The 12,908-nt window shown below is 72.0% G+C and carries 13 protein-coding genes; 3 read left to right on the forward strand and 10 right to left on the reverse strand.

Translation table 11 applies throughout. From position 1 onward, the window contains the following. Window positions 1–134 precede the first annotated feature (134 nt). The 9 genes from IEY93_RS13460 to rimP form a co-directional block, all read right to left on the reverse strand. A complete protein-coding gene (locus IEY93_RS13460; protein WP_372444430.1) occupies window positions 135–1,124 on the reverse strand; it encodes a bifunctional riboflavin kinase/FAD synthetase in 990 nt (329 codons plus the stop codon). 93 nt (window positions 1,125–1,217) lie between these two features. Then, window positions 1,218–2,159: a tRNA pseudouridine(55) synthase TruB gene (gene truB, locus IEY93_RS13465; protein ID WP_189163364.1), complete on the reverse strand. Its 942-nt coding sequence runs from the start codon at window positions 2,157–2,159 to the stop codon at window positions 1,218–1,220. A 40-nt stretch (window positions 2,160–2,199) separates the two neighbouring features. Further along, entirely contained in the window at window positions 2,200–3,222 is a 1,023-nt protein-coding gene (locus IEY93_RS13470; RefSeq protein ID WP_189163365.1) for a DHH family phosphoesterase, read from the reverse strand. Further along, on the reverse strand, window positions 3,222–3,719 hold the full coding sequence (gene rbfA / locus IEY93_RS13475) for a 30S ribosome-binding factor RbfA (RefSeq protein WP_189163441.1): 498 nt from the start codon (window positions 3,717–3,719) through the stop codon (window positions 3,222–3,224). The genes IEY93_RS13470 and rbfA overlap by 1 nt, the downstream gene beginning before the upstream one ends. Window positions 3,720–3,787: 68 nt before the next feature. Then, window positions 3,788–4,087 carry a DUF503 domain-containing protein gene (locus IEY93_RS13480; RefSeq protein WP_189163366.1) on the reverse strand — a complete coding sequence of 100 codons (300 nt, stop codon included), beginning with the start codon at window positions 4,085–4,087 and terminating at the stop codon, window positions 3,788–3,790. An 89-nt stretch (window positions 4,088–4,176) separates the two neighbouring features. Beyond that, complete coding sequence (gene infB, locus IEY93_RS13485; RefSeq protein WP_189163367.1) at window positions 4,177–7,365, reverse strand: translation initiation factor IF-2; 3,189 nt, start codon at window positions 7,363–7,365, stop codon at window positions 4,177–4,179. Window positions 7,366–7,516: 151 nt separating this feature from the next. Further along, a complete protein-coding gene (locus IEY93_RS13490; RefSeq protein WP_307837551.1) occupies window positions 7,517–7,828 on the reverse strand; it encodes a YlxR family protein in 312 nt (103 codons plus the stop codon). Beyond that, window positions 7,794–8,795 carry a transcription termination factor NusA gene (gene nusA, locus IEY93_RS13495; RefSeq protein ID WP_203968046.1) on the reverse strand — a complete coding sequence of 334 codons (1,002 nt, stop codon included), beginning with the start codon at window positions 8,793–8,795 and terminating at the stop codon, window positions 7,794–7,796. Before nusA ends, IEY93_RS13490 begins: the two co-directional genes overlap by 35 nt. A 23-nt stretch (window positions 8,796–8,818) precedes the next feature. Beyond that, a complete protein-coding gene (gene rimP / locus IEY93_RS13500; RefSeq protein ID WP_189163370.1) occupies window positions 8,819–9,334 on the reverse strand; it encodes a ribosome maturation factor RimP in 516 nt (171 codons plus the stop codon). Window positions 9,335–9,520: 186 nt separating this feature from the next. Between rimP and IEY93_RS13505 the strand changes: the two genes are divergently transcribed. The 3 genes from IEY93_RS13505 to IEY93_RS13515 all read left to right on the forward strand — a co-directional run bounded on the left by IEY93_RS13505 (window position 9,521) and on the right by IEY93_RS13515 (window position 10,786). Beyond that, window positions 9,521–10,030 (forward strand): hypothetical protein, encoded by a 510-nt coding sequence (locus tag IEY93_RS13505; RefSeq protein WP_189163371.1) that lies wholly within the window; start codon window positions 9,521–9,523, stop codon window positions 10,028–10,030. Beyond that, window positions 10,027–10,503: a ferritin-like domain-containing protein gene (locus IEY93_RS13510; protein ID WP_189163372.1), complete on the forward strand. Its 477-nt coding sequence runs from the start codon at window positions 10,027–10,029 to the stop codon at window positions 10,501–10,503. The genes IEY93_RS13505 and IEY93_RS13510 overlap by 4 nt, the downstream gene beginning before the upstream one ends. Window positions 10,504–10,594: 91 nt before the next feature. After that, entirely contained in the window at window positions 10,595–10,786 is a 192-nt protein-coding gene (locus IEY93_RS13515) for a DUF4236 domain-containing protein (protein WP_189163373.1), read from the forward strand. A 141-nt stretch (window positions 10,787–10,927) separates the two neighbouring features. Here the strand turns inward: IEY93_RS13515 and IEY93_RS13520 are convergent, their stop codons facing one another. Further along, window positions 10,928–12,673, reverse strand: coding sequence for a proline--tRNA ligase (locus IEY93_RS13520; RefSeq protein ID WP_189163374.1), 1,746 nt, complete (start codon window positions 12,671–12,673; stop codon window positions 10,928–10,930). Window positions 12,674–12,908: the final 235 nt, after the last annotated feature.

The raw sequence follows: 12,908 nt of genomic DNA on the forward strand, positions 1-12,908 counted from the left end.
ACAAGAGATGGTGATTTACGCACGACCGTGTGTGCCTACAGTCGCCGTAACAGGCCGGCGGGCAGCCTGAAGCCGCACCCAGCCGACACGTCAGGCTACCATCGCCTGCGGGCCGGTGCGGCCAACGCGCGCGGTCAGCCCTGCGTGAGCAGGCGGCGCGCCTCGTCCACGTCGCGGCGCATCTGCTCGATGAGCGCGTCGACCGAGTCGAACTTGAGCATGCCACGCAGCCGCGCGACGAAGTCGACCACCACATGCGCCCCGTAGAGGTCGAGATCGTCACGGTCGAGGGCGTACGCCTCGACGGTGCGCTCGACGCCCTCGAACGTCGGATTGGTCCCGATGGAGATCGCCGCCGGCCACCGCTCGCCCTCGTAGGGCGAAGGCGACTGGACGCACTCGAGCCAGCCGGCGTAGACCCCGTCGGCCGGGATGCACGTGAACGCCTGGGACTCGACGTTGGCCGTCGGAAAGCCCAGCAGGGCCCTGCCCCGCTGGTGACCGCGCACGACCACGCCCTCGATGCGGTGCGGGCGGCCGAGCGCCCCGGACGCACCCTCGACGTCGCCCGAGGTCAGCAGGTCGCGGACCAGGCTGGAGGAGATCGCCTCGCCATCGCTCACCAGCGGGACCCCCTCGGCCACGAAGTCGTACTTCTCGCCGAGCTCACGCAGCGTCTCGAGGTTGCCCGCCGCCTTGTGGCCGAAGCGGAAGTTCTCCCCCACCACGACACCGGCCGCGTGCAGCCGGTCGACGAGCACCGCCTGGACGAACTCGTCCGGCGTCATCTGCGAGAACTCCAGCGTGAACGGCAGCACGCACACCGCATCGACGCCGAGGTCGCCGAGCAGCCTCATGCGGTGCCGGGTGGTGCTCAGCCGTGGAGGGTGGGTGCCCGGCCTGACCACCTCGTCAGGATGCGGGTCGAACGTGATCACAACGGCGGCCACGCCCAGCTCGCGGGCCATGGCGACCGCGCGTTCGACCATGCGCTGATGACCTCGGTGCACACCGTCGAACACCCCGATCGTGACGACGGACCTGCCCCAGTCTCCGGGCACGTCGTCGAGTCCGTGCCAGCCGTGCACCTCGACCTCGTTCCTTGTGGTGTTGGTCGCGTTCATCCAAGCCTGCCACGCGGGGACCGTTTCCCCGCACGGGGACGAGAGTAGCTCAGCGGACGGCCCGCCGGGCGCGGGCCCCGGCCGCATCAGGGGTCATGGGACGAAGACGGCCAGGGGTCTGACCGTGCGCCCGCGCTCCTCGACCAGGGCGAGCAGGGCGCCATCGGGGCCGAAGACCCCGATCGGCCCGCCGCCCAGCCCGGCCGAGGCCAGGCGTCCGCCGTGCCCGATCAGTTTGGCCTCCTCCGCCGAGACGTCCATGCGGGGGAAGGCCGCCGCCACCGCGGTCGCCATCGGCAGGATCACGCAATCGTGCGCGAGCTCGTCCAGGGTGCGGGCCATCGACAGGTCGTAGGGGCCGACGCGGGTGCGGCGCAGGCGGGTCAGGTGGCCACCGACACCGAGCGCGGCGCCGAGATCGCGGGCCAGCGACCGGATGTAGGTGCCGCTGGAGCAGCGCACCACGGCGTCGACCTCGACCGCGTCGCCGGCGCGGCGCACATCGGTGACCTGGAAGGCGTGGACGGTCACCGTGCGGGCCCGCAACTCGACCTCCTCGCCGGCCCTGGCCCGCTTGTAGGCGCGCTCGCCGTTCACCTTGATCGCGCTGACCTGCGGCGGCACCTGCTCGATCGGACCGGTCAGCGCGCCCACCCCGGCGTGCAGGGCCTCCTCGGTCACCCCGCCGGCCGGGACTTCCGCGATCACCTCGCCCTCGGCGTCGTCGGTGGTGGTGGTCACGCCGAGCCTGATCGTCGCGTCGTAGACCTTCTCGGTGAGCGCCAGGTGGCCGAGCAGCCGGGTGGCCTTCTCCACGCCGACCACCAGCACGCCGGTCGCCATCGGGTCCAGGGTGCCGGCGTGGCCCACCCGCCGGGTGCCGGCCAGGCGGCGCAGCCGTCCCACGACGTCGTGGGACGTCCAGCCGGCCGGCTTGTCCACGATGATCAGCCCGCTGGGCGGCGCGGGCCGCCTCGCGCGCGTGGCGTCCCCCGCCTGCGCGGGGGCGCCGGGCTCACTGCCCGCCGTACTCATGGGCACATCCTCACGGTGTCGTCGCGGCCGGCGAAGGGACTCACTCGGGGTGGCCGAGGAGCGCGGTGAACGTGGCGATGGTCTCCTCGGGCAAATCGTGCGAGGTGAAGCCGGCCGCGCGAACGTGGCCGCCGCCGCCCATGAGGGTGCAGGCCCGGCCGACGTCCACCCGGCCCTTGGAGCGGGTGGAGACCTGCCAGGCCCCCTCGTCGTCCTCCTTGAGCACGACCGCGACGTCCGGCTCGTCGGTACGGCGGATCACGTCGATGACGCCCTCCACCTCCTCATACGGCAGGCAGTGCGCGGCCCGGTCGACGCGGGTCACATACGTCCACACCAGGCCGGCGCCGCCCGCCGCCCCCGGATCGAGCCGGGCGCGGCCGAGGACCGTCGCCAGGAGTTGCAGGTAGCAGAACGGGGAGCGGTCCCACAGCTCGCGGGCGATCTCGTCGGTGCGCAGCCCGGTCGCCACCAGCCGGGCCGCCATCTCGTGCGCCGCGGGGCCGGTGGAGGAGTGCTTGAACGACCCGGTGTCGGTGACCAGGCCGGTGTACAGGCAGGTCGCGATGTCGCGGTCGATCTGGTGGCCGAGCCGGTTGATCAGCTCCTCCACCAGCATCGACGTCGAGGCGGCGTACGGGTCCACGATCGGCACCGTGCCGAACCCGGTGTTGGACGGATGGTGGTCGATGACGATCAGCTCGGCCGCCTTGCCCGCGTTGGGGGCGAGCAGGCCGAGCCGGTCGATCGTCGGCACGTCGAAGCTGACCATCAGCTCGGGCTCCGCGGGGTAGGCCGCCGGCTCGACCAGAAGGTCCTGCCCGGGCAGGAAGCGCAGCAGGCGCGGCACGGCGAACCTGCGGTCACCGAAGGACGCCGCCACCCGCTTGCCCGCCCGCCGCAGCGCCATGCCGAGGCCGAGCATGGAGCCCAGGGCGTCGCCGTCCGGGGCGACGTGGCAGATCAGCGCCACCTCCCGCGCGTCCTTGAGCAGCTCGACCGCGCGGCGCCAGTCTTCCTCCCGCACGGCGGGCGCGAGCGGGCCTGTGTGCGTGCCGGGCATCACTGCGCCGAACGCCCCGCCCGGTCGGCCGGCCCCGCCTCGAACTCCTCGGGGGCCTCCTCGCCGTCGGGGCTCTCCTCACCGGGCTTGCGGTAGGGATCGGCGTCACCGGCGTGGACGGCGCCTGCCGCGCGCTTGGCGATCTCCTCGTCCCGCGCCCGGGCCTCGGCGAGCAGTTCGTCCAGGTGGCGGGCGCTGTCGGGAAGCGGGTCATGGCTGAAGGTGAGGGTCGGCGTGTGCCGCACACCGGTCTGCCGTCCCACCTCGGCGCGGATGATGCCCTTCGCGCTCTCCAGGGCGGCGGCGGTGTCGGCCCGCTCGGCCTCGGAGCCGAACACGGTGTAGAAGACCGTCGCGTCGCGGAGGTCGGCGGTGATGCGGGCGTCGGTCACCGTCACGAAGCCGAGGCGCGGATCCTTGATCCGCCGCTCCAGCATCTCGGCGACGACCTGCTGAATGCGGTCCGCAAGTTTACGGGCGCGTGCTGCGTCCACGATCGCGCTCCCCCTCTTTGTCGCTTTTCCTCGTTAACGGCCCGCGGGAATCCTGACTTCCCCGCGGGCCCCTAATCTTCGTCCTCGTTGTACAGCCGCCTCCTCGCGGACAGCAGCTCGATTTCCGGGCGGAACGCCACGAGCCGCTCGCAGGCCTCGATCACCTCACTGCAGTTGCCGGCGGAGGCGGAGACCACGGCGACGCCGATCTGCGCGCGCCGGTGCAGGTCGAGGTGGCCCGTCTCGGCCACCGCGACCGCAGGGAACCGGCGGCGCACCTCGGCGATCAGAGGACGTACCACAGAACGCTTCTGCTTCAGCGAACGCACGTCGCCGAGCAGGATGTCCAGAGTGAGAGCACCTATGTACATGGCTGTCGCCACGGCCGGACGGCCACGGAGAGCGGGGGGTGTCCGCGGGCCAGGCCCGCGGACACCCTCCGTCGTACTCCTGTCAGCCGTCAGACGCGCGGCTTCTCCCGCATCTCGAACGTCTCGATGACGTCGTCGAGCTTGATGTCGTTGTAGCCGACACCGATGCCGCACTCGAAGCCCTCGCGGACTTCGGTCGCGTCGTCCTTGAAGCGACGCAGCGACGAGACGGTGAGGTTGTCGGCCACGACGACGCCGTCGCGGATGAGCCGGGCCTTGCTGTTGCGGGTGATCGTGCCGGAGCGGACCAGGCAGCCCGCCACGTTGCCGATGCGCGGGACCCGGAAGACCTCGCGGACCTCGGCGGTGCCGGTCTGGATCTCCTCGAACTCCGGCTTCAGCATGCCCTTCAGGGCCGCCTCGATCTCCTCGATCGCCTGGTAGATGACCGAGTAGTAGCGGATGTCGACGCCCTCGCGCTCGGCCAGGTCGCGCGCCCGGACCTCGGGTCGCACGTTGAAGCCGATGATGACGGCGTTGTCGTCCGCGATCGCCAGGTTGACGTCGTACTCGGTGATCGCGCCGACCGCACGGTGGAGCACCCGCAGGCGCACCTCGTCGCCGACGTCGATCTTGAGCAGCGCGTCCTCCAGGGCCTCCACGGAACCGGAGACGTCACCCTTGATGATGAGCTTGAGCTCGTCGACCTTGCCCTTCTCCAGGTCGCTGAACAGCTCTTCGAGGGTGCGGCGGCGGCTGGACCTCGCCATGTCGGCGATGCGCTGCCGGGCCGCCCGCTGCTGGGCGATCTGCCGGGCCATGCGGTCGTCGGTGACCACGATGAAGTTGTCACCGGCGCTCGGCACGGCCGTGAGGCCGAGCACCAGGACCGGACGCGACGGGTCGGCCTCTGTGACGTTCTCGCCGTTGTCGTCCAGCATCGCCCGGACGCGGCCGAACGCCTCGCCACAGACGATCGAGTCGCCGACCCGGAGCGTGCCGCGCTGCACGAGCACGGTCGCCACGGGGCCGCGGCCCTTGTCAAGGTGGGCCTCGATGGCGATGCCCTGGGCGTCCATCGTCGGGTTGGCCCGGAGGTCCAGCTCGGCGTCGGCGGTCAGCAGGATCGCCTCGAGCAGGTCGTCGATGCCGAGGCCCTGCTTGGCGCTGATGTCGACGAACATCGTCGAGCCGCCGTACTCCTCGGCCACCAGACCGTACTCGGTGAGCTGGGCGCGCACCTTCGTCGGGTCGGCGCCCTCCTTGTCGATCTTGTTGACCGCGACCACGATCGGCACCTCGGCCGCGTGGGCGTGGTTGAGGGCCTCGATGGTCTGCGGCTTCACACCGTCGTCGGCGGCGACCACCAGCACGGCGATGTCGGTCGCCTGGGCACCACGAGCACGCATGGCGGTGAACGCCTCGTGACCCGGGGTGTCGATGAAGGTGATCTTGCGGTCCTGGCCCTCGTGCTCGGTGGAGACCTGGTAGGCACCGATGTGCTGGGTGATGCCACCGGCCTCGCGCGCCACCACGTTGGTGTTGCGGATGGCGTCGAGCAGCTTGGTCTTACCGTGGTCGACGTGACCCATGACGGTCACGACCGGCGGGCGTGCCGCGAGGTCGCTCTCGTCGCCCTCGTCCTCGCCGAACTCGATGTCGAAGGCCTCGAGAAGCTCGCGGTCCTCCTCCTCCGGGCTGACGACCTGGATGGCGTAGTTGAGCTCGGCGCCCAGCAGCTGCAGGGTCTCCTCGTTCACCGACTGGGTGGCGGTCACCATCTCGCCGAGGTGCAGCATGATCTGCACCAGCGACGCGGGGTTCGCACCGATCTTGTCGGCGAAGTCGGACAGCGAGGCTCCGCGCGGCAGCCGCAGGGTCTGCCCCGTGCCACGGGGGACCTGCACGCCACCGATCGAGGGGGCCTGCATGTTGTCGAACTCTTGACGCCTCTGGCGCTTGGACTTGCGGCCACGGGTCGGACGGCCGCCGGGACGCCCGAAGGCACCCGCCGTGCCACCGCGGCCACGACCGCCGCCGCCACCGGGGCGACCGGCGAAGCCGCCGCCACCACCGCCACCGCCCGCGCCGGCACCGCCGGGACGGCCGCCGGTGCCCGTGCGGGGACCGCCGAAGCCGCCGCCGCCACCGGGACGCGGACCGCCGCCGCCACCGGGACGGCCACCGCCGCCACCAGGCCGGCCACCGCCGCCACCGCCACCGGGACGGCCACCGCCGCCACCCTGGCCGGGGCCGGCCGGGCGCGAGGGCATCATCATCGGGTTCGGACGCGGACCGCCGGGACGCGGGCCACCTGCACCCGGACCGGGACGCGGGCCGCCGGGGCCACCGGGACCCGGACGCGGGCCGCCCGCACCCGGCGCGCCGGAACGCGCGCCCGGGGGACGCGGCATGGCGCCGTCGCGGGGACCCTCACGACGCGGCTCGCGCGGACCGGCGCCGTCGCGGCGCGGCTCGCGGGGACCGCCCTCACGGGGAGCACCGTCGCGGCCGGGAGGGCCACCGCCCTCACGACCCGGACGCGGCGGGCGCTGGCCCATGCCGCTCGCGGTCGAGGAGAACGGGTTGTTGCCGGGACGCGGGCCACGCGGGCCCGGCTTGGGCGCACCCGGACGCGGAGCGCCACCGGGCGCGGGAGCACCGGAACGCGGACCCGAGGGGCCGCCGGAGCCACCGCCACCGGGCGGGTTGGGACGCGGGGCCGGACCGGGACGCGGACCGGGCTTGGGCGCCGGGCCGGGACGCGGGCCGGAAGCGGCCGGACGCGCGGCGTCGGAGCGAGGAGCCTCGAACCTGGGGGCCTCGGAGCGCGGCATCTCAGGGCGCGGCGCGGCGGGGCGAGGTGCCTCGGGGCGCGGCGCGGCCGGGCGGGGGGCCTCCTGGGGAGGCTGGTTGACGTGGGGCATCGGAACGGGCGGACGCGGGGTGACGTTCGCCGGCGCCGGCCCTGGACGCGGAACAGGACCCGGACGAGGACCGGGACCCGGACGAGGAACGGACTGGCCCGGCGCGGGCGCGCCGTTGCCGGACGGAGGCGGACCCGGCCGCGGGGCCGGCTTCGGCGCCCGGGACGACCTGTCGCCACCTCTGGAATCGGAGGACCCCTTGAGGGCCTCCGTAAGCTTGCGGACCACCGGCGCCTCTATCGTAGAAGACGCCGATCGCACGAACTCGCCCATTTCCTGGAGCTTGGCCATGACGACCTTGCTCTCTACTCCGAACTCCTTGGCGAGCTCGTAGACTCGGACCTTCGCCACTGCACTCCCTAACTCGGCCCGGGAGGCTGTGCCGCCGGACCGTCTCTACCTGGACGTACTCATCGCCGCATGCTCATCAGGCGCTCATCGCTATCTGACCCGCCCATCGACTCGGCGTCCTACATGACAGTTGGTAACCATCCACCCGGTCCTACTCGGCGTCAAGCCCCACGAGATGAGCTCGCAGACACGCCAGGTCGAGCACTCCCGCGACACGGAACGAGCGCGGAAACGCCCGGCGACGTTCGGCGAGCTCCAGGCAGCTCAGCGCCCGGTGCAGGTATGCACCACGGCCCTGCAGCCGTCCTCGCTGGTCGGGAACGATCTCGCTCCCGACCACCACCAGGCGGAGCAGCTCGGACTTTACCGTGCGAACCCGGCAGCCCACACACGTGCGTAGCGGGGCCGCCTGGCCACCGTTCTCAAGCTTACCTTGTGGAAGCATCGGCGGGGCCGACCGCATCCCCCGCAGCGGCCGCTTGGGTATCGGGCCGGATGTCAATACGCCATCCGGTGAGACGAGCGGCGAGACGGGCGTTCTGCCCCTCTTTGCCGATCGCCAGCGAGAGCTGGTAGTCGGGGACGGTCACCCGGGCGACACGACCGTCGAGGTCGATCACCTCGACATGTGAAACCCGCGCCGGTGACAGGGCATTCCCGACGAACTCGGCCGGATCGTCCGACCAGTCGATGATATCGATCTTCTCGCCGTGCAGCTCCGTCATGACGTTGCGCACCCGCGACCCCATGGGCCCGATGCACGCCCCCTTGGCGTTGACCCCACCCCGGCGGGAGCGCACCGCGATCTTGGTGCGGTGGCCGGCCTCGCGCGCGATGGCGGCGATCTCCACCGTGCCGTCGGCGATCTCGGGGACCTCCAGCGCGAAGAGCTTCTTCACGAGGTTCGGGTGCGTGCGCGACAGGGTGACCGACGGGCCCTTGTGCCCCTTCTTCACCTGCACGACATAGCAGCGCAGCCGCTCACCGTGGACGTAGTCCTCGCTGGGGACCTGTTCGTTGTGCGGCAGGATGGCCTCGATCTTGCCGAGGTCCACCAGCACCACGCGGGGGTCCTTGCCCTGCTGGATGATCCCCGCCACCAGCTCGCCCTCGCGGCTGGCGAACTCGCCGAAGTTGATCTCGTCTTCCGCGTCCCTGAGCTGCTGCAGAATGACCTGCTTGGCCGTGGTCGCGGCGATGCGGCTGAAGTTTCCCGGGGTGTCGTCGTACTCGCGGACGACCTGCCCCTCCTCGTCGAGCTCGGCAGCCAAGATCGTCACATGGCCCGAGGTGCGGTCGAGCTCGGCACGCGCCTTGGGCGCCGCTCCCTCGGTGCGGAAGTACGCGATCAGCAGTGCGTCCTCGATGGCCTTGACGACCAGGTCGAAGGAGATGTCCTTCTCGCGCTCCAGGCTCCGCAGGACGCTCATGTCAATGTCCACAAGGCTCCCCCCTAGCCCTCGTCGCCGTCGTCGCCGGCGCCGTATTCATCGTCCGCCACGTCATCGTCGAGCCGGCGGAACTCCACTTGCACCCGCCCCTTGGCCAGCAGGTCCCACGCCAGCGGGCGCACGGTCTCCCCGACCGAGAGCTCGACGCCGGCGTCGCCGACGGACAGGATGCGGCCCTCCACGGTGGTGCCGTCGCGCAGGACGGCCTTCACCAGCCTGCCCTTGTTGCGCCGCCAGTGGCGCGGCTCGGTCAGCGGGCGGTCGACCCCGGGCGAGGAGACCTCCAGAACGTACGCGCCGCCGCCCATCACGTCGCTCTCGTCCAGCGCCTTGGACGCCGACCGGCTCACGTCGGCGACCTTGTCCAGGCTCACCCCGCCGTCGCCGTCCACGATGATCCGCAGCAGCCTGCGCCTGCCCACCTGGGTGACCGTGACACCTTCAAGGTCGAGTCCCTCGGCGGCCGCGATGGGCTCAAGAAGCTTCATCAGGCGGTCACGTCGAGCGTCGGCGCCCATGCTGACCTCCCAGTTGTTTCATCGGCCGTCCCAAGGGACGGCCGAGGGCCTGTCTCGCCCACGGTTTCTCCAGCCTATCGACACCCGGGCACGGAAAGAGCGTCACTCGGTTACCCACCGGGTGACGCGCCGTACGATGCTATGTGCCAAGCCAGGAAATGCCGTCATTCACAGGGAGGCCGCACCGTGCGTCAGTGTGCCCTGACCCGGCGCGCGGTGCTGCGCGGCACCGCGGCCGCGGCGCTCGCCGTGCCCGCCACCGGCTGCTCCGGGCACGACCGGCCTGCGCCCGCGGCGCCCGCCCGGCCACCCGACCCCGAGACCGTGCTGCTCACCAGGGTGATCGCCGACAAGGAGCGCATGGTGGCCCTCTACCGGCAGGCCGCGCTCGCCAACGCCAAGATCGCCGCCACGCTGCGTCCCTTCCAGCAACGCCATGAGGCGCACCTGGCCGAGCTGCGGCGCCGTCTGCCGTCCCCGGCCACGCCCGCCGCCACGCCCGCGACGTCCGCCACGCCGGGCTCCTCCCCGCCCGGGGCCAAGGTCACCATCGGCAGGCTGCGCGACATGGAGCGGGCGGCGGCGGCCGCCCGTCCCCGCCAGATCGGCACGGTCTCGCCCCCGCTGGCCCAGTTGCTCGCCTCCATCGGCGCGTGCGAGGCCGCGCACGCCGCGGCACTGGCGGGGTCGCCGTGACCGACGCCGCCCGCGAGCTGAACAAGGTGCTCGACGCCGAGCATGCCGCGGTGTACGCCTATGGCGTGATCGGGGCGCGCCTCTCCGGCGGCAGGCGCTCCTTCGCGCGAGCGGGGTTCGACGCCCACCGGGCCCGGCGCGACCAGATCCGCGGGCTGGTCATCGCCCGGGGCGGCACGCCCTCGGAGCCCATGGCGGCCTACCAGCTCCCGTTCCCGGTCGCCACGGCGGGCGACGCCGCCCGCCTGGCCGCGCTGATCGAAGACCGCGTCACGGCGGCCTACCTGGAGCTCACCGCCGTGCCCGACTCCGCGCTGCGCCGCCTGGCGGCGCTGGCCATGCAGGAGAGCACGGTGCGCGGGTTCGGCTGGCAGCCGGTGATCCCGGCCCTGCCCGGCCACCCGAGGCCGGCGCCGGCCGCCTCCCCCACGGCCACGGCGAGCGGCACGCCGCCGGTCTCCCTCCCGCAGTGATCCACGGTAAGACGTTTCTCTCCCTTTTCTCCACGTTTGCCATCCGGCTCTGGGGTAGTTGCCCGGCCATCGCAACGCACGGAGGAAACAGATGGGCTGGAGTTACCGTAAGTCGATCAAGATGGGGCCGTTCAGGCTCAACCTGTCGCGCAGCGGTGTCGGGCACAGCTATGGCGGACGTGGCTTCCGTGTCACCAAGACCGCCGACGGGCGGCGCACCATCACCGTGAACCTGCCCGGCGGCTTCCACTGGCGCAAGACGCTCGGAAGCGCCCGCCGCTGAATCGGACCGGCCCGGGCCCCCGGGACCGGACACGGAACCGCGCGTCGTGCAGTTCGACTCTGACGCGGCGCGTGCGAGGGGCCCGCCGCCTAGGGCCGAAGGCGGCGGGCCCTTGAACATGCCGGCACCGCCGGCCGGGCGTCAGGCGTTCGTGGCGGCGGCGAGCACGCGCGAGACGGCCTCGGCGAGCGGGATCTCCTCCTTGACACCGGAGGCGCGGTCGCGCAGCTCCACGACGCCCTGGGCGAGGCCACGGCCGATGATCAGAATGGTCGGGACGCCCAGCAGCTCGGCGTCCTTGAACTTCACGCCCGGCGAGACCCCGGCTCGGTCGTCGACCAGCACGCGCAGCCCCGCGGCCTCCAGCTCACCCGCCAGCCGCAGCGCCACCTCGACCTGGTCGTCCTTGCCGGTGCCGACGATGTGGACGTCGGCCGGCGCGACCTCGCGCGGCCACACCAGGCCCAGCTCGTCGTGGTGCTGCTCGGCCAGCACGGCCACGGCGCGCGAGACGCCCACGCCATAGGAGCCCATGGTGATGCGGATGGGCTTGCCGTCGGGGCCGAGGGCGTCCAGACCCGCGGCGTCGGCGTACTTGCGGCCGAGCTGGAAGATGTGCCCGATCTCGATGCCGCGGTCGATGGACAGCGGGTGGCCGCACACCGGGCAGGCGTCGCCCGCGCGCACCTCGGCGGCCTCGATCGTGCCGTCGGGCTCGAAGTCGCGGCCCGCGACGACGTTCACCGCGTGCTTGCCGGGCTCGTTGGCGCCGGTGATCCACGCGGAGCCCGCGACGACGCGCGGGTCCACCAGGTAGCGGATGCCGAGCTCCTTGAGGATCTGCGGGCCGATGTAACCGCGCACCAGGCCGGGGTGCCGGTCGAAGTCGGCGGCCTCGAAGATCTCGGGCACTCCGGGGGACAGCGCGGCCTCAAGGCGCTTGAAGTCGACCTCGCGGTCGCCGGGCACGCCGACGATCAGCGTCTCGACCTTGTCGGAGCCGGGCGTGCGCACCTTGACCACGACGTTCTTGAGCGTGCCTGCGGCGGTCACGCCGAGCCCGTACCGGTCGTTCATCAGGGCGACCAGCGACTCGATCGTCGGGGTGCCGGGGGTGTCCAGCACCTCCAGGGCCGGGTGCTCGGCGGTCACCGCGGAGGGCGCGGGAGTGACCACGGCCTCGGCGTTGGCGGCGTACCCGCAGTTGTGGCAGGCCACGAAGGTGTCCTCACCGGTGGGGGTGGGCGCGAGGAACTCCTCGGAGGCCGAGCCGCCCATCGCTCCGGACATCGCGAAGACGATCTTGTAGCTGATGCCGAGCCGGTCGAACAGCTTGATGTACGCCTCGCGGTGCAGCTCGTAGGAGCGCTTGAGGCCGTCGTCGTCCAGGTCGAAGGAGTAGGAGTCCTTCATGACGAACTCGCGCCCGCGCAGGATGCCCGCCCGGGGACGCGCCTCGTCGCGGTACTTCGTCTGGACTTGATAGAGGATGACCGGATAGTCCTTATAGGAGGAGTACTCCCCCTTGACCATGTCGGTGAACATCTCTTCGTGCGTGGGCCCGAGCAGGTAGTCGCCGCCCTTGCGGTCCTTCAGCCGGAACAGCGTGTCGCCGTACTCGGTCCAGCGGCCGGTCGCCTCGTAGTACTCCCGGGGCAGCAGGGCGGGGAACAGGACCTCCTGCCCGCCGATGGCGTTCATCTCCTCGCGGACCACCCGCCCGACGTTCTCCAGAAGGATCTTCCCGAGGGGCAGCCACGAGTAGATGCCCGGGGCGACGCGACGGACGTAACCGGCGCGGACGAGCAGCTTGTGGCTCGGCACTTCCGCGTCCGCCGGATCCTCACGCAGGGTGCGCAGGAACAGGGTGGACATACGCAGCAGCACGGCTACTCCTCGGTCGCGGGGAATGACAGGTATACAGGCTATCGACTCCGGGAAGGCCGCCGCCCCGCATTACCACGGCGCCCGGCCCGCCCGGCGTACGGGCGCGAGATGGCGGGTGGCCTCCGCCCGGGGAACCGGCGGATCATTGCCATCGGCACCGGCGCGTGGCTGGCCGCGGCGACCGGGCTGGGCAAGAATGCGCATGACACCCGTCGGGCCGGTACGGTCCGCTAAG

This window comes from Sphaerisporangium melleum (assembly GCF_014646695.1).
GTDB classification, from domain to species: Bacteria; Actinomycetota; Actinomycetes; order Streptosporangiales; family Streptosporangiaceae; genus Sphaerisporangium; species Sphaerisporangium melleum.